Source organism: Paulownia witches'-broom phytoplasma (assembly GCF_019396865.1).
GTDB classification, from domain to species: domain Bacteria; phylum Bacillota_I; class Bacilli_A; order Acholeplasmatales; family Acholeplasmataceae; genus Phytoplasma; species Phytoplasma asteris.
The window spans coordinates 516,573-535,141 of sequence record NZ_CP066882.1; the positions used below are offsets into that span (position 1 = coordinate 516,573).

Here is an 18,569-nt window from a genome sequence, read left to right on the forward strand (position 1 = left end):
ATTTTAACTGTAATATTGAAATTTTACTTTCTACTCCATCATTTAATAGTTATCAAAATAAGATTTTAATAAACGATTTTAAAAATCCTCCTCAAGGACTTTTAGGCGTCTATTTCAAACCAAGAATAAACCCTTTTAAAAAAGGATATCCTGATGAAAGTTACAAATACACCTTAGAAGACCTCTTAGAATACGAAATTGCTATCGAAGAAGCTTTTGTTTTTTGGGATGTCAATCAAAAACCGCAAGAAGAAAATGTAAATAAAGAATTAATAATAATTAACATGTTTGCAGACCAAAATCAAGAAGAAGCGATTAATCAATATTTAATTGAAAATAACATTATTAAAAAACCAAAAATCATTAAATTAGGTTGTTATAATGCTACTACTAATACTGGTTTGGTTTTGCCATTACCCACCGAAACTTTGAATAGTTTAAAAATTGAAGCTATTTATTTTGATGATGGGATTAGAATTATTGATTCAAATAAACATAATTTAAATGATTTATTAAAACTTTCAAATGGAGCCAAAAACATTTATCTTTTTGCCTTTAATATTCAAAAAAGAAAAGTAGTAATTGAATTACATGACTCTTTAGATCCTTATCAAGCCATTCGTAATTGGAAACGCGAAAATAATCTTTATACTTCCCTTACTTTAATTAAAGAAGGAGAATACGATAAGGAAATAAAAGAAGTTGAAATTGGTTTTGAAGTATCCGCTCCTATAGGTAGTAAAAAATTTAATATTCCTTTTAAAGTTAAAATCGTTTCCCATCTTTTTGAAACTGATAATAATATTTATTTACTTCTTTGTAACGATAGCTCTTTCAAAATTAAATTAGCTAAACAATATCAAACTAATTATATAAATTGGCTAAATCAATGTTACATCAAATACGGTTTTTATTATTCGGGCGATGAAGTCCGTGCTAAATTCGGCCGTAGTAGTAGAATTATTTATGATGAAAACGGCAATCAACATTATTATAAATATATAACTGGTTTTATTTTTGATGATTGGTATATCAATGGTAACGAATGCTCTAAAAGATATTATCAATTTTTAGATACCACATCGCCCCCTACAAAACCACAAGAATTAGATTAAATTTTTAATCACAAACCAAGACCCTCATCAGGGTCTTTTTTTGTTTAACAACGTAAAACCTTGGAAAGGAAACAAAAACTATGTTAATAAAAAAACTCTTTCAATCTTTACCCAGTAATCTCATCTTTTTAATCATTACCTTATTTTCACTTATTCCATTGATAACCATTTATTATGTCATTAAATTCTATCTTTGCACTGTCAAACTAAGTATTCGCCAACTAAAACAAGGAATAGTGGTGCAATTTTATCAATATTTAACCACGAAGAATTCAAATTATCATGTTGAATCTATTTAATACTTGGTTAACTAAAGTTAAATAATATTCTTCATAAAATAAGTAGTTATTTTCTTATTTATCAAAATCAATGGTTAAACTTGGGTTTATTAATAATTATTTTATTATTTATCCCTCATTTATTATATTTAATTGATTTTATCATTAAAACTATTTATTACCTTTTCCGTTTATTTTATTATTTAGGTAAATATTTGATATTATTAATTAAAAAAATATTCAAGAAAGAAGAAAAATAAAAATGCAAATTAGTAATTTAAACCAAAGGACGAGAGCGTGGTACCAACACCGCAAAAAATACATCAACGCCTCCGAAATCGCCTCCATTACGGGATTAGATCCCTTTCGTTCCATGGAACAATTAGTCCATGATAAACTCTTTGGCACGACTTTTACTTCCAATCAATATACTCTTCATGGACAAAAAATGGAGCCAATCGCACGTCAATTTTTTATTAACAAGACTAATCTAATTTTTGAAGATACTATTTTTACTGACGATCAGGTTAATCTTTTTTCTGCTTCTTTGGATGGTTACAACGAACAAAACAAAATCGTTTTAGAAATAAAATGTCCTTTTGTGAACGAAAACCAAGCAATATCATCCACTTGGACTCAGTTTTTAACTCATCCTCAACTCGAACATATCCCTCAATACTACTGGGCCCAAGTACAATGCCAACTTTATTGTTCCCAAGCAACATTTGCCTACTTTTTAGTTTATTTTAATGATAATGATTATCATGTAGTCAGAATTTACTTAGACAATAATTTTATTACCAAAATGATTCAAGATAGTCAAAAATACTTAACTCTTTTAACCAAAGCCAAAAACGAATTAGAAAAAACCACTTATTTAAAACAATTAAGCAAAATCAAATAATTAATTCATACTTTTAGACCTTCAAATTGAAGGTCTTTTTTTTATACCCAAATTGAAAATTAAAGGAGAAATCAATCATGAAATTAATCGTTTTCGAAGGACTTGACGGGAGTGGAAAAACTTCTCTTATTCACGCCCTTCAACCCCAATTAAAAACCCCTCATCAACTGTATCAAGGTTTAGGGAGTAGTTCACTTGGGAAGGAAATTAGAGATTTATTTTTAAATTTTCAACAAGTAGATTATATCACTCGTTTTTATTTAAGTCTGGCTAATATGTCTCAAATCCAAGCGGAATTAATTGTTCCTCAATTAAAAAATAACCAATTAATTATCTTAGACCGTTGGTTACCATCTACTTATGCTTATCAATTATTTCCCTTTTCTAAGGAAAAGAAACAACTTTTACCTTTAAAAAAGATCTTTAAGATAAATCATGAAACTATCTTAAAAAAACCTGATTTATTAATTTATTTAGACATTGACCCTCTTATCGGAAGAACCAGAAAGAAAAATCAAAAAAACCATCAAAGAGATCTCATTGAAAGACAATCATTAACTTATTTTCAAAATGTTCGCCAAGGATATGATCATTATATCACTCATTATACTAGTGGAGTTAATAAATTAATTTTAAACGGAAGTGATTCTATCAAATCTAATGTCAAACAAATTATTAAACAAATAGGAGCACTATCAAATGGCGATCATAACTAAAAAGACCTGCCAAAATGGCAATACTTACATCTATTTTTCTAATGGAAAAATCAAAACCATTCATAAAGATGGCATCATTACCTGGAAAACAAAAAGAATTTTTAAAACTAAAAAAACCAACAAAAGACCTTAATTTAAAGGTTTTTTTTATTTAAAGAAAGGAATATCAAATGTTAAATAACCAAGATTTTTTTAATATTCAACAATTTAATACTAATATCCAAACTGTGGAAATCTTAAAATGTTTTTTTAAAAAAACTACCTTTAATCTTTCTGTTGACAAGTATATGAAAACCAATTACCAACAATTAAACCATTATTTTAACCAAAATAACATCAACTCTCAAAGTCAAAAAGTCATTTGTGGTAAAATCAATGAATATTTAATTTTATTATACTTAAACAATAAAGGAATCACTAATTTATACCCTCAAGTAAATTTATTTTTTATCCCTGACATTAAATTTGATTTAGTTTTATTTACTAAAAAGAAAAGAATCATCGCTTTTAATTTTAAAACATGTCTTCGTGAACGCTATAAACAAGCCATGATAGAGGCCCAACAACTCAAAAAATTAGATACTCGTTTTGAGTTTTATTTATTAATCAACAACGAACCAGAAACTCAAAGACTAAACAATAAAATCAACCAAGGAAAAATCCAAGGCATTAATCAAGTAATTAACTTATTTTCCAATTCAGCCAACAATTTCTTACAAAACTTAATTACCCGTCAATTCATCCCTTTTTCTAACATCAACATCATTAAAAAAATAAAAAAGGATTTAATATAAAAATGTTAACCAACGAACAAAAAGCGTTAAAACAAATCATTTCCTATATGAACCAAAATAAAGCTGAACAATTAAGTTTTTATTTTCAGCTCATTGATCCACAATCTTTTTTAGATAAACAACATACAAAAATCTTTCAGGCCTTAAAATATTTAACTTTAGGAAAAATAACTAATCATCCCTTTGATAAAATAAAGTCTCAAAATGAGATAATCGAAGAATTACTCACCTATCTTCAAACCTATTTCCCCCAAGATAACTTTACTAAAGAATCATTATCTTTTTTAAGTGATGATTTTAGTAAGGAAAATAACCTTAATTTCTTAGATAACTTAAAACATACCTATACCCAAGAAAAACTGTTCCGACAACTCTTAAAATTTATTAGTCCTTCTTTTGAAAATCAAGATCCTTACACTAAAAACTTATATTACCAAGAAATCTTTGATAAATTAAGAAAATTTATGACTTTGATTCCTCACAAATCAGACCAAACCTTATTAACTTTAAATCAAATGTCCTCTTGTCATCCTGAGTTTTTTAAAACCGATCAACAATCCAAACAAAAAATCCAAGAAGAATATTACCGCTTATCAAAAACTTTCCGAGGCTTAAATCAAGCCACAAAAGGATTTAAAAAAAGTCAAATCATCACCATTGGGGGCTATACTGGATTAGGTAAAACCACTTTTGTCTACAATCTTCTTTTAGATATCGCCAAAACCAAACATCAAGAAACTAAACATTATCCCCATATGTTAGTTTTTTCTTATGAAATGACCTTAGAAGAAAATTTAAGTCGATTATTAGCCCACCAAACTCAAATTCCTCTAGATGTTATTTTAGATAAAAATTTGAAAGATTTAAACATCACACTACTCAAATACACGGAAAGGATGAAACAAGCCAAACAATTTTTTGTTAACATTAATTTATCGTTTAGTTATGACAAAAGTAAAAACATTGATTATATCATTGATTTAGTTTATCGCCTTCATTTAGAAAAAAAAGTTGAAATGATTGTCATCGATCATCTTCAAATTACAAAAGCCACAAATCATTTAGAAAATGACCGTCTAGCCATTGACGAAATTATGACTAAACTCAAACAATTAGCCATGGAATTAAACATCGTTATTATCATTCTCTCACAATTTTCGAGAGATACTTATAGCCATTACCAAGGAAAATCCCCTGAAATCACCGCTTTAAAAGGAAGTGGTGGTATCGAAACCAACTCCGACATCGTCTTAATGATGTCTGAATTCCAACCCAAACTATCCAAAGACCAAGAAAAACCTTTGAATATCTATAATCAAAATTGTAATCAATTATATTTAGCATCAAAAAACAATGAATCTCAAAAAATCATTGAATTATCTATTAAAAAGAATCGAAGTGGTACTAAAAAAAACTTAGTTTATCACTTTGAAATGACCACCCAAACCTTTCAAGAAATAGGTTATATCTTACCTTATCTATTAGAAAATTATTAAGGAATTTATCAATGAATTATCAAGAAAAAATAAAACACATCCAAATTCATTTCCCCATGTCAGTTTTATTAAAAAAATTAAATATCATACCACCAAACTTCAACCCCAAATATCGTTTCCCTTGTCCCATTCATCAAGGAAACAATCCTACTTGTTGTCATTTCACTTCTACTAACAAAATTCATTGTTGGAAATGTGGTCGAGATTACGATCTGATTGATGTTTATATGACTATCCGTCAAATTAAATCTTTTTCTAAAGCGATTCAAAGAATAGAAGGATTTATGAATTCTTTCGAATTTAAAACCTTAATCCAACAAGAAAAAGAAACAACGCAAACAACTACTAACCCTTTTCAACAACCATATCATCCAATTAAACCAAAACAACCAGTTGACGAACAGGAAATTAATATCAAAAAGAAACAATTATTTAAAAAAATCTCACCCTTATTCAACCAAATTAGAGATTATTATCATTATTTATTAACCATTAATCGCAACAACGAAAGCCAACCAGGATTAACTTATTTAACCCAAAAAAGAAAATTAACCCTAGAAACCATCAAAGAATTTCAACTTGGTTATGCCCCATTATCTGATAAACCTTTATCTTTTCGGTTAGTAAATTACTGTCAAAAGAAAAATATTAATATCGATAAATTATTAGAATATGGTTTTATCAAAGAAAAAACTAATCAACAAAGAAAAAAATATTATCATGATACTTTCCATGGTTCAATTATTATCCCCATTGAAAATGGTTATCATCAAACTTTTCATTTTTATCAAAACCATTTTCGCGAAGTTTCTTACTTTCAACCAAAATATCAATCATTAAATAATTTTAGTAAAACACCGACCTTTCATTTTAGTTATCGTTTTTTTGAAGCGTTACCATATATTAAACAAAAGAAAATTATCATCATCCATGAAGGTTTTTTCGATGTCATTAGTTGTTGGCAAAACGGAATTAAAAACGTGGTCGGGCTCATTTGTGTCACTCAATTACTTTCTCAATCTCAACTAGAAATTCTAAAAAAAGAAAATATCAAAGTAATTATTGCCTTAGATAATGACGAAACAGGCCGAAAACGAAGCGAAGCCTTAGGAGAACAACTAACCTTACAAGAAATCCCTTATGAAATTAGAAGAATTCTACCCCCTTATGATCAAACTTGTAAAGATGTCGATGATTTAATCGGTCAATACGGAAAAGAAGCATATCAAAAATGTTTTTTAGCTCCATACATTACTTATGAAGAGGCCAAAAAGAAAATCATCGTCGATTTAGCGGTTCATTTCTTTGGCGAAGACAAAGTAGAAGTAATTAATTAAATTATTTTTTTACACCAAAATATATAACATCTACACATATAAATATATCAACATACCCCAAAATAAGCGCATATACCCTAAATTTTGCGATTTTATTTTTCGCAAATTCGGGTTTTTTATTTTTATAACAAACCAAACAAAAGGAGAAAAGAAATGAAAAACGACACTAGTCAAGAAATTAGAATCGGGGGCTGGAACACAAAAACCACCCCTAATGATTTAACCCAAATTAAAAAATTTTTAAAAATATTAAAAGAAGATTTAATTAATCTCACTATTATTGCTCATTCCAAAAAGAAAAATACTTACCAAGAAGCTAATTACCGTCCCAAAAACCAAACTCTCTTCGTCGATCCTCAAATCTTAGAAGAAATGAAACAAACAAAAATAACCTTAATTAATGATAATTTTTCTTCTAGTAATAGCAAACTATTACTTTCTGATTTAACCCCACTTAAAAGACAAAATAACTCCCTTAAATACCTATTTAATATCTTCCAAATCAATTATAAAAATGAATCTAAAAATATCATCAAAAAATTAATTGGCAAAATCAATCTTCATAAACTAGAAAACTTACAATTATACCAACTAGACCCTCAAAAACTGGATAAATATCATAAACCCATAAAAACAAACTATAAGAAAGGGTTAAACATCATCTATTATCGCCAAGAAGATTTAAAATACATTCAATCTTTTTTAACAAAAGATAAACAAGGTTATCGGGTTAAAAAGCTACATCCCAAATATAAATATATACCTAAACAACAAGAATGACACTTTTATGACACTTCATTGACGCTTTTATGACACTTTATTGACGTTTTTATGACACTTCACTGACACTTTTATGACAATTTGACTTTGAAAATAATCTATATAAAGATTAACTCATTGAAGGAGTGATATTTGATATTTTATATCGATAATGATAATGATACTCGATATTTGATATTATCGCATTATCATTTTTTATATCATTATTATTTATCGATATCATAAAAACCTCTTTTTAGTAATTTTATTTTTTTAATTTATTTCAATCATTAAATCAACTTTAATTTTTAAATTAATTGCCTTCCCAAGTATTGATTATTATCTATGAAACAAAAAGATGCACGCGCTGAAGCGCTTATTTAGAGTTATAATAGTTGATATATTTAAAATAATTTATAAAGATAATTGGTATTAAGATGCAAAAATTAAAACAAAAAATTAAATTATTACAAAAAATGATTGAAAAAATTAAAAAAATTGATAAAAAAATGGTTTTTCATTTAGTTAAGCAATTCAATCAAACCCTGAATTTAACCACCATTTTAAAAACAATTCAAATTAAAAGAAGTACTTATTATTATTGGTTGAAAATAAAAGCTAAACTAAAAGAAAAAGAAGAAAAATACCTGTTACAACAAAAACGGATTAAAGCTTTATGTTTCCATTATCAATATTTTTACGGTCATCGGAAAATCACTGATTTATACCAAAAAATCTTTAACGAATTCATCACCAAGAAAAAAGTTTATCTCATCATGAAAAAAAACGACATTAGTTGTCGTTTAAGAATCAAAAAAAATTTTACTTACCATAATTTAAAAAATAATCTCCAAATAATTCCTAATTTAATCAATCAAGATTTTATGGCCACCAAACCCCTCCAAAAACTCTTTACTGACATCACTTATTTCAAAACGAATCAAGGTTTTCTCTATTTTTCTTGTATTATCGACTCTTTTAACAACCAAATAATTGCTTCACATGTTTCAAACCAACAAAATAAAGATTTAGTTTTAAATACTATTAAAAAACTTCCAAAATTAAAAGAACCTTGTATCATTCACTCCGATCAAGGAAAAGTTTATCAATCGCTCAAAATTCAACAAACTTTAACAAAAAAAGGTTTTTTAATCAGCATGTCAAGAAAAGCTACCCCTCGTGATAACGCCATCATTGAAAACTTTTTCGGCCAAATGAAAACAATTTTACAACATCAAAATCCTTTTTTATTTCAAAAATCTCCTGATAAAATGAAAAAATTAATTAATCATTTTCCTAAATTTTGGAATAATAAGTGGATTTTAAGTAAATTAAACCATTCAACTCCATCTCAATATATTCAAAAACTAAGATAAATTTTTAGTTGAATGAACATAAAATAATATAACCTTGAAAAAGGTTACTTTAGTGCGCTTTTTTTACCTAAAAATAGTAAAATTTAAAAAAAATATCATTTTCTTTCATTTTGTTGACGAGTTTTTAACTTTTTTTACCTAACTATATAGTGAAGGGTTAAAATATTAAAAAAATATCTTTTGAAACTAAAGAATTATCAAAAAAAGTTTAGACACTTTTTAATTCAACAAAATATTTCCTTAGTTTGAAAAGATAGGAAATTATCTATTAATTTTTAGTCTTAAAGAGTCATTTTAAAAATTAAATTTGTTTAAAAAAAGGAAACAGCTCAAAGAAATCAAAGAAATTCAAGATGAATTGGTTAAAAACGGTAACGCTGATGAAACATTAGTTAAACAACTAAACGAAAAACAATCTAAAATCAAAGAGCTAAATGGTAAAATTAATAACTTAGAAGCTAATGAAACTCAATTGCAAGAAATAATTAAACAAAAAGACGAAGAAATCGAAAAATTACAAAAAACTATCCAACTTCAAGCCCAAGAAATTCAAAGATTAACAGTTCAATTAGAACGCCAAATAGATTTATTTGTCGAACAAGGTAAAAAGATTTTACAATTAGAAGGAACAATTAAAGCCTTAGAAGATGCCAATAGTGGCTTAAGTGGAACTAATAAAGAATTACAACATCAAATTGATAAGTTAAAAAACGAATTAGAAGCCGAAAAATTAGCACATAAAAAGACCAAAATAACTTTGGAAAATGAAATAACTGGATTAAATTCCAAAATAACTAATTTAGAAAATAATAAAGATAAATTTACAAAATCCTCAGAATCTTGGGAAATAACTGTAGATAGCACAATAACAGCAGCAAACATCGGAGGAGTTACATACTCAGGAGCTAAATCAGGAGCTATAATTGGAAGTGCACTTTTACCTGGTCTCGGAACGGCTGCAGGTGGTTTTTTGGGAGGCATAATTGGTGGCGGAACTGCTATAGCTACTAAGTGGGACACAGTTAAAAGGTGGTGGCCTTGGTAAATATTAACAATAAAGCTATCTAATTTAGTATTTGTGATAAAATAAGTTTGTTAGTTTTTGTATTAATTAGTAATTAGTAAAAAAAATGAAAAAAGGAAATTAATTATGTATATTATAGGAATAATAGTTATTTTAAGTTTAATTGGGGGGTCATTTGTGGTGGCTCCTTTGTGGATATATTTTATCTCAAAAAATGTCAATAATAAATTAAATAACTTAGAAAATATAAAAAAACAAATTGAAATTAATCAAGAAAAATTAAATCAAAAAATAACTGAATTATCAAATAATAAAATTTTATCACCCCAAGATAAAACAAAATTACAAACTGAAATAAATTCAATCCAAACTGAATTAAACCAACAACAAACAGATTTATCTCAAATTCAGTTTTCACTCGGCAAATTAAAAATAAAAAACTTTAAAAAAACAAATCCTAAAAAAATTATAATTATATATTATGGTATTATGCTAAGTATATTTGCTATTTTTGGTGGTTTTATATTTTTAGACAATAAATACGACATAACAAACTCCAAACCTAAAATTTATCCCATCCCCGATAAAACAACTGAAGTAAAAGAAGAATATTTTTACGGTCATCAAATTCATGAACGATACCCAATTGACAAAAAATACGCCATACCTTCAAATGAAAAACCATATTTAGGAGCTGATGGGGAAACATGGTATTTATATAAAAATTCACGCGAAACTCTTAAAGGTAGACCAATGATTAATATAAAATACGTCTTCTATGGCTTAGATGGCTTAGGCAAAGGCCAACACCAAGAATATGAACCAACTGACATCCCACCTTTTTACAAAAACCCTTTCAATAAATGGAAATATAAAAACAGACAAACTGATTATTTTGGCACCTTTCACGACAAACGAAAAAGCGAAGATTCACAATTCAAAGTATTATTACTCCCTGACCCAACCAACCACACTATAGAACTTAACTACGAAGGACCAAAATGGTTAATTGAAGAAGATAAAGACTTTTTCATAGATGGATTTCAATGTACTGAGTTTGAAAGTATTGAAAACTTTAAGGATGATTTTAAGTACAAAACCTACTACCTTCACTTCAACCCAGTCAAACAATACATTACCCTTTATACCAAGAAATTTAATACTAAACAAGATAATAAATAAATAATAATTAAGACCAACTTTAAGTTGGTCTTTTTCATTAATTTGAATGAAATGTGATATCTTCTTAAATAAACAATCTAAATTTTAATTTTAAAATAACCCCTAAATCAGGAATGCCCTTTAAACGCATTATTTTGCCCCTCTTGCTTTGATTTAAATACAATTAGGGTAATTTACCCTAGGATTGATTTATACCCCCCTTAAATTTGATTTAATGAAAAAGCAGTCCTCAAAACCCTAGGAAAACACTTACTTTTAATTTTAACAATTTTGGCATAAATTAAAATGAATCATTTTTTAACCTAATTTAGACCCCCCTCAAATGAGGGCATTTTTTTTATTTTTAAGGGTTTTTTTTGATCGTTTTTTTGACAACTTTTTTTCATTTTTTTGTCTCTTCCAGGAAAAATCGCTAGTGTTTATGGTGGCGATATTGCCATTTAACCTTGTTATTATATAGCATAACCGACCTAAAATTAAAAACTCCGCATTATTGTGTAAAAAAATGAAACCCATGTCGTTTTATATGCAACTTTTTCATTTTTTCGGCCTAACTATATAATGGTATGTTTCTAATAAGGTTAAACCCGTGGGTAAACCTAAACACCAATTCAAAAAGCCTCCAAGGCTGTTTTGAATTGGGTTATAATAATTAATACTTAATTCGGGTTTAACCTTATTAGAAACATATATCATTAATATTATTTTATTTAATATTAAATAAAATAATATTAATGATACTAATTAAATATAAAACCTCTTGGTAGGTTTTATATTTAATTAGTATATATAAATTTATTATATGTTATAATAAATTTATAATGTTTAATTCAATAAATTATATATTAATTGTAATATTCCTCGGCTGGCCGCCTAGTTCGCTACGCTCGTATTGGAATACTAATCATATTATATAATAATTTAATAAATATATTTTAAAATTAATTTTTAATGCATTTTTGAGTTATAATTGTTTTTGTAATTAAAAAAATATTAAGATAATTGGTGTTAATAATGCAAAAATTAAAACAAAAAATTAAATTATTACAAAATATGATTTTCCATATTCAAACCATTAATAAAAAAATTGTTTTTAAACTGGTTAAACAATTTGTCAAAGATCTCAATTTAACTACCATTTTAAAAACTATCCAAATCAAAAGAAGTACTTATTATTATTGGTTAAAAATTAAAGAAAAAATAAAATTAAAACAAGAAAAATATCTTTTGCAACAGCACCGAATTCAAACTTTATGTTTGAAACATGAATATTTTTACGGTCATCGAAAAATTACTGATTTATACCAAGAAATTTTTAACGAATTTATTACTAAGAAAAAAGTTTATCTTATTATGAAAGAAAATAATATTTGTTGTAAGTTAAGGCCTAAGAAAAATAAATATTATTATCATAAAAATTTAAAATCTAACCTCAAAGTAGTCCCAAATTTAATTAATCAAAACTTTACTGCCTCCCAACCCATGAAAAAACTATTTACCGATATTACTTATTTTCCCACTCCCCAAGGATTTATTTATTTTTCGTGTATTGTTGATTCTTTTAATAATCAAATTATTGCCTCCCACACTTCAAACCGTCAAAATAAATGCCCTGTTCCTTTTTTTCATACAACTTTTTATTTTAAAATTGTTCTTTAAGACTAAAAATTAATAGATAATTTCCTATCTTTTCAAACTAAAGAAATATTTTTTTCGTTTAAAAAAGTGTCTAAACTTTTTTTGATAATTCTTTAGTTTCAAAAGATATTTTTTTAATATTTTACCGCTTCACTATCTAGTTAGGTAAAAAAAATGAAAAACTCGTCAACAAAATGAAAGAAAATGATATTTTTTTAAATTTTACTATTTTTAGGTAAAAAAAGCGCACTAAAGTAACCTTTTTCAAGGTTATATTTTATAATTAATTCAACTAAAAATTTATCTTAGATTTTGAATATATTGAGATGGAGTTAAATGGTTTAATTTACTTAAAATCCACTTATTATTCCAAAATTTCGGGAAATGATTAATTAATTTTTTCATTTTATCAGGAGATTTTTGAAATAAAAAGGATTTTGATGTTGTAAAATTGTTTTCATTTGGCCGAAAAAGTTTTCAATGATGGCGTTATCACGAGGGGTGGCTTTTCTCGACATGCTGATTAAAAAACCTTTTTTTGTTAAAGTTTGTTGAATTTGGAGCGATTGATAAACTTTTCCTTGATCGGAGTGAATGATACAAGGATTAATAATTTTTGGAAGTTTTTTAATAGTATTTAAAACTAAATCTTTATTTTGTTGGTTTGAAGTGTGAGAAGCAATTATTTGGTTGTTGAAAGAATCAATAATACAAGAAAAATAGAGAAAACCTTGATTCCTTTTGAAATAAGTGATGTCAGTAAAGAGTTTTTGGAGGGGTTTGGTGGCCATAAAATTTTGATTGATTAAATTAGGAATTATTTGGAGATTATTTTTTAAATTATGGCAAGTAAAATTTTTTTGATTCTTAAACGGCAACTAATGTCGTTTTTTTTCATGATGAGATAAACTTTTTTTTGGTGATGAATTCGTTAAAGGTTTTTTGGTATAAATCAGTGATTTTCCGATGACCGTAAAAATATGGGTAATGGAAACATAAAGCTTTAATCCGTTTTTGTTGTAACAGGTATTTTTCTTCTTTTTCTTTTAGTTTAGCTTTTATTTTCAACCAATAATAAGTACTTCTTTTAATTTGAATTGTTTTTAAAATGGTGGTTAAATTCAGGGTTTGATTGAATTGCTTAATTAAATGAAAAACCATTTTTTATCAATTTTTTTAATTTTTTCAATCATTTTTTGTAATAATTTAATTTTTTGTTTTAATTTTTGCATCTTAATACTAATTATCTTTATAAATTATTTTAAATATATCAACTATTATAACTCTAAAAGATTTTTTATTGGAATAAATAAAGCGCTTCAGTGCGTTTATCTTTTGTTTTTAATAATACATATAGTAATACTTGGGAAGGCAGTTAAGTTTAAAAATTAAAGTTGATTTAATGATTGAAATAAATTAAAAAAATAAAATTACCTCAAAAGAGGTTTTTATGATATCGATAAATAATAATGATATGAAAAATGATAATGCGATAATATCAAATATTGAGTATCATTATTCATTATCGATATAAAATATCAAATATCACTCCTTAAATAAGCTTTTTGTTAAAAAGAATATATGAAAAGTAACATGGTAATAAGGTGGCAATAAAAAGGTAACTTAATGGTAATAAAATGGTAATTTTATAAATTATTTATTTGTTTTTAATTCTTTTTTATTTAAATTTGATAAATAACCAGAACGTAACTTTTTCACCCGATAACCTTGTTTATCTTTTGTCAAAAAGAATTGAAGATATTTTAAATCTTCTTTTCGATAATAGATGATGTTTAACCTCTTCTTATAGTTAGTTTTCATAGGTTTATGATATTTATCTAGCTTTTGAGGGTCTAATTGATATAACTGTAAAGTTTCTAACTTATTGACATCAATTTTCCCAATTAATTCTTTGATACGGTTTTTAGTTTCATTTTGATAATTGATTTGAAAAAGGGGATAGAGGTGTTTAAGGGGTTATTTTGGCTTTTAAGAGGGGTTAAATCAGAAAGTAATAGTTTACTATTACTAGAAGAGAAATTATCATTAATTAAGGTTATTTTTGTTTGTTTCATTTCTTCTAAGATTTGAGGATCGACGAAGAGAGTTTGGTTTTTGGGACGGCAATTAGCTTCTTGGTAAGTGTTTTTCTTTTTAGAATGATAGATAATAGTGAGATTAATTAAATCTTCTTTTAATATTTTTAAAAAGTTTTTAATTTGAGTTAAATTGTTAGGGGTGGTTTTCGCGTTCCAACCTCCGATTCTAATTTCTTGGCTAGTGTCGTTTTTCATTTTTTTCTCCTTAATTTGGTTTTTTGTTATAAAAATAAAACCCTAAATAGTTAAATTTAGGATATATATATATATATATATATATATATATATATACTTTTATGAGAGTGTATTAATGTTTTTATATGTGTAGATGTTATATATTTTGGTGTAAAAAAAGTAATTTAATTAATTATTTCTACTTTGTCTTCTCCAAAGAAATGAACCGCTAAATCGACGATGATTTTCTTTTTGGCCTCTTCATATGAAAGATAAGAGTCTAAAAAACATTTTTGATATGCTTCTTTTCCGTATTGACCCAATAAATCATCGACATCTTTACAAGTTTGGTCGTAAGGCGGTAAAATACGTCTAATTTCGTATAAAATGTTTGTTTCTTTAAGTTGTAATCCTAACACTTCACTGCGTTTTCGGCCTGTTTCATCATTATCTAAAGCGATAATCACTTTAATCTTCTCTTTTTTGAGAATTTCTAGTTGAGATTGAGAAAGTAATTGAGTGACACAAATGAGACCAACCACGTTTTTAATATTGTTTTGCCAACAACTAATGACATCAAAAACCTTCATGAATGATGATGGTTTTTGTTTGTTTGATAAAAGGTAACGCTTCAAAAAAACCGATAACTAAAATGAAAGGTGGGGGTTTGACTGAAATTAGTTAAAGCTTGGTATTTAGGTTGAAAATAAGAAATTTCGCGAAAATGGTTTTGATAAAAATGAAAAGTTTGATGATAACCATTTTCAATAGGGATAATAATAGAACCATGAAAATTATCATGAAAATATTTTTTATTTTGTTGATTGGTTTTTTCTTTGATAAAACCATATTCTAATAATTGATCGATCTTAATATTTTTCTTTTGACAGTAATTTACTAACCTAAAAGATAAAGGTTTATCAGATAAGGGGGCATAACCTAGTTGAAATTCTTTAATAGTTTCTAGAGTGAGTTTTCTTTTTTGAGTTTAAATATTCTATTCCTGATTGACTTTCGTTATTTTGGTTGGAAATTAATAAATAATGATAATAATCTCTAATTTGGTTAAATAAGGGTGAGATTTTTTTAAATAATTGTTTCTTTTTGATATTAATTCCCTGTTCGTCAACTGGTGGTTTTGGTTTAATAGGTTGATATAACTGTTGAAAAGGGTTCGTAGTTATTTTCGTTGTTTCTTTTTCTTGTTGGATTAAGGTTTTAAATTCGAAAGAATTCATAAATCCTTCTATTCTCTGAATCGCTTTAGAAAAAGATTTAATTTGACGGATAGTCATATAAACATCAATCAGATCGTAATCGCGAACACATTTCCAACAATGAATTTTGTTAGTAGAAGTGAAATGACAACAAGTAGGATTTTTTCCTTGATGAATGGGACAAGGGAAACGGTGGTTGATGTTAAAATTTAGTGGTATTATATTTAATTTTTTTAATAAAACTTACATGGGGAAATGGGTTTGAATGTATTTTATTTTATCTTGATAATTCATTGATGAACTCCTTAATAACTTTCTAATGAATAAGGCAAAATATAACCGATTTCTTGTAAGGTTTGCGTAGTCATTTCAAAGTGATAAACTAAATTCTTTTTGGTACCACTGCGATTCTTTTTAATAGATAATTCAATGATTTTTTGAGATTCGTTGTTTTTTGATGCTAAATATAATTGATTACAATTTTGATTATAGATATTTAAGGGCTTGTCTTGGTCTTTGGATAGTTTGGGTTGAAATTCAGACATCATTAAAACAATATCAGAGTTAGTTTCGATGCCACCACTTCCTTTTAAAGCGGCGATTTCAGGGGATTTTCCTTCAAAATTACTGTATGTATCTCTGGAAAATTGTGAGAGAATGATAATAACAATATTTAATTCCATGGCTAATTGTTTGAGTTTTGTCATAATTTCATCAATGGCTAGACGGTCATTTTCTAAATGATTACTAGCTTTAGTAATTTGAAGGTGGTCGATAACGATGATTTCTACTTGTTTTTCTAAATGAAGGCGATAAATTAAATCAATGTTATAATCTATTTTTTTACCTTGATCATAACTAAAGGATAAGTTAAGCTGGGAAAAGAATTGTTGAGTGTCATTCATCCTTTCCATGTAGGTATGTTGAGTGATGTTTGAGTCTTCCCAATTTTTAGCTAAAATAACATCTAAGGGAATTTGAGTTTGGTGGGCTAATAAACGACTTAAATTTTCCTCCATTGTCATTTCATAAGAAAAAACTAAGAGATGAGGGTGATGATGAGTTTCTTGATACTTAGTTTTGGTGATATCTAAAAGAAGATTGTAGACAAAAGTAGTTTTTCCTAAACCAGTATAGCCACCAATGGTGATGATTTGACCTTTTTTAAAGCCTTTTGTGGCTTGATTTAAACCTCGGAAAGTTTCTGATAAACGGTAATATTCTTCTTGAATTTTTTGTTTTGCTTGGTTATCAGTTTCAAAAAATTCAGGATGATAAGAGGACATTTGATTTAAAGTTAATAAGGTTTTATCTGATTGATGCGGAATCAAAGCCATAAATTTTCTTAATTTATCAAAGATTTCTTGGTAGTATAGATGTTTATAATAAGGATCTTTGTTTTCAAAAGAAGGACTAATAATTTTTAAGAGTTGTTGGAACAGTTTTTCTTGGGTATAGGTATGTTTTAAGTTATCTAAGAAATTAAGGTTATTTTCTTTACTAAAATCATTACTTAAAAAAGATAATGATTCTTTCGTAAAGTGATCTTGGGGGAAATGAGTTCGAAGATAAGCGAGCAATTCTTTGATGATCTTAGTTTGAGATTGGATTTTATCAAAGGGATGAGTATTTGTCTGGTTTAAAGTTAAATATTTTAAGGCTTGAAAGATTGTGGTATGTTGTTTATCTAAAAAAGATTGTGGAGCAATGAGCTGAAAATAAAAATTTAATTGGTCAACTTTATTTTGGTTCAGATAGACTAAAATTTGTCTTAACGCTTTTTGTTCGTTGGTTAACATTTTATATTAACTCCTTTTTTTCTTTTTTAATGATGTTAATGTTAGAAAAAGCGATGAATTGACGGGTAATTAAGTTTTGTAAGAAATTGTTGGCTGAATTGGAAAATAAGTTAATTACTTGATTAATGCCTTGGACTTTTCCTTGATTGATTTTATGATTTAATCTCTGAGTTTCTGGTTCGTTGTTGGTTAATAAATAAAATTCAAAACGAGTATCGAGTTTTTTAATTGTTGTCCTTCTACCATGGCTTGTTTATAGCGATCACGCAGACATGTTTTAAAATTAAAAGCGATAATCCGTTTATTTTTCGTAAATAACACTAAATCAAATTTAATGTCGGGGATGAAGAATAAATAAGCTTGAGGATATAAATGAATGATTCCTTGGTTTTGAAAATAGAGTAAAATAAGATATTCATTGATTTTACCACGGATGACTTTTTGATTTTGAGAGTTGATGTTATTTTGGTTAAAATAATGGTTTAATTGTGGGTGATTGGTTTTCATATATTCGTTAATAGAAAGATTAAAGGTGTCTTTGTTAAAAAAACATTTTAAGATCTCCACAGTTTGGATATTAGTATTAAATTGTTGAATATTCATAAAATCTTGGTTATTTAACATTTGATATTCCTTTCTTTAAATAAAAAAAGACCTTTAA

At 26.7% G+C, this 18,569-nt stretch carries 12 protein-coding genes and 5 pseudogenes; 12 read left to right on the forward strand and 5 right to left on the reverse strand.

Annotation, left to right across the window (positions count from 1 at the left end):
* The first annotated feature begins 284 nt into the window (after positions 1-284).
* The 12 genes and pseudogenes from HGD80_RS05605 to HGD80_RS02800 form a co-directional block, all read left to right on the forward strand.
* A complete protein-coding gene (locus tag HGD80_RS05605; protein WP_318839862.1) occupies positions 285-1,115 on the forward strand; it encodes a hypothetical protein in 831 nt (276 codons plus the stop codon).
* Positions 1,116-1,655: 540 nt separating this feature from the next.
* Positions 1,656-2,297, forward strand: a complete 642-nt coding sequence (locus tag HGD80_RS02750; RefSeq protein WP_121463828.1) for a YqaJ viral recombinase family protein — start codon at positions 1,656-1,658, stop codon at positions 2,295-2,297.
* Between the two features lie 77 nt (positions 2,298-2,374).
* Positions 2,375-3,013: a dTMP kinase gene (tmk, locus tag HGD80_RS02755; RefSeq protein WP_219474331.1), complete on the forward strand. Its 639-nt coding sequence runs from the start codon at positions 2,375-2,377 to the stop codon at positions 3,011-3,013.
* Positions 2,997-3,146 carry a hypothetical protein gene (locus HGD80_RS02760; protein ID WP_201736602.1) on the forward strand — a complete coding sequence of 50 codons (150 nt, stop codon included), beginning with the start codon at positions 2,997-2,999 and terminating at the stop codon, positions 3,144-3,146. Before tmk ends, HGD80_RS02760 begins: the two co-directional genes overlap by 17 nt.
* 37 nt (positions 3,147-3,183) lie before the next feature.
* Positions 3,184-3,807, forward strand: coding sequence for a hypothetical protein (locus HGD80_RS02765; RefSeq protein WP_121463830.1), 624 nt, complete (start codon positions 3,184-3,186; stop codon positions 3,805-3,807).
* 2 nt (positions 3,808-3,809) lie between these two features.
* Entirely contained in the window at positions 3,810-5,303 is a 1,494-nt protein-coding gene (locus HGD80_RS02770) for a replicative DNA helicase (protein WP_121463831.1), read from the forward strand.
* 11 nt (positions 5,304-5,314) lie between these two features.
* Positions 5,315-6,640: a toprim domain-containing protein gene (locus tag HGD80_RS02775; protein ID WP_219474334.1), complete on the forward strand. Its 1,326-nt coding sequence runs from the start codon at positions 5,315-5,317 to the stop codon at positions 6,638-6,640.
* A gap of 153 nt (positions 6,641-6,793) precedes the next feature.
* Complete coding sequence (locus HGD80_RS02780; protein ID WP_121463833.1) at positions 6,794-7,420, forward strand: phase variable surface lipoprotein; 627 nt, start codon at positions 6,794-6,796, stop codon at positions 7,418-7,420.
* Positions 7,421-7,836: 416 nt separating this feature from the next.
* Entirely contained in the window at positions 7,837-8,775 is a 939-nt protein-coding gene (locus tag HGD80_RS02785) for an IS3 family transposase (protein WP_121463834.1), read from the forward strand.
* Between the two features lie 307 nt (positions 8,776-9,082).
* Complete coding sequence (locus tag HGD80_RS02790) at positions 9,083-9,820, forward strand: hypothetical protein (protein ID WP_219474336.1); 738 nt, start codon at positions 9,083-9,085, stop codon at positions 9,818-9,820.
* 105 nt (positions 9,821-9,925) lie between these two features.
* Positions 9,926-10,981: a hypothetical protein gene (locus HGD80_RS02795; protein ID WP_219474339.1), complete on the forward strand. Its 1,056-nt coding sequence runs from the start codon at positions 9,926-9,928 to the stop codon at positions 10,979-10,981.
* A 1,002-nt stretch (positions 10,982-11,983) separates the two neighbouring features.
* Positions 11,984-12,589, forward strand: a pseudogene (locus HGD80_RS02800) (IS3 family transposase); the annotation flags it as partial.
* 330 nt (positions 12,590-12,919) lie between these two features.
* Here HGD80_RS02800 and HGD80_RS02805 read toward each other — a convergent pair.
* From HGD80_RS02805 to HGD80_RS02825, 5 genes and pseudogenes are all read right to left on the reverse strand, one after another.
* Positions 12,920-13,851: pseudogene (locus HGD80_RS02805) on the reverse strand (IS3 family transposase).
* Between the two features lie 421 nt (positions 13,852-14,272).
* Positions 14,273-14,913 (reverse strand): annotated as a pseudogene (locus HGD80_RS02810) (phase variable surface lipoprotein).
* A gap of 164 nt (positions 14,914-15,077) precedes the next feature.
* Positions 15,078-16,403, reverse strand: a pseudogene (locus HGD80_RS02815) (toprim domain-containing protein).
* 11 nt (positions 16,404-16,414) lie between these two features.
* Positions 16,415-17,908, reverse strand: coding sequence for a replicative DNA helicase (locus HGD80_RS02820; protein WP_219474341.1), 1,494 nt, complete (start codon positions 17,906-17,908; stop codon positions 16,415-16,417).
* A gap of 1 nt (position 17,909) precedes the next feature.
* Positions 17,910-18,532, reverse strand: a pseudogene (locus tag HGD80_RS02825) (hypothetical protein).
* Between the last annotated feature and the right edge of the window lie 37 nt (positions 18,533-18,569).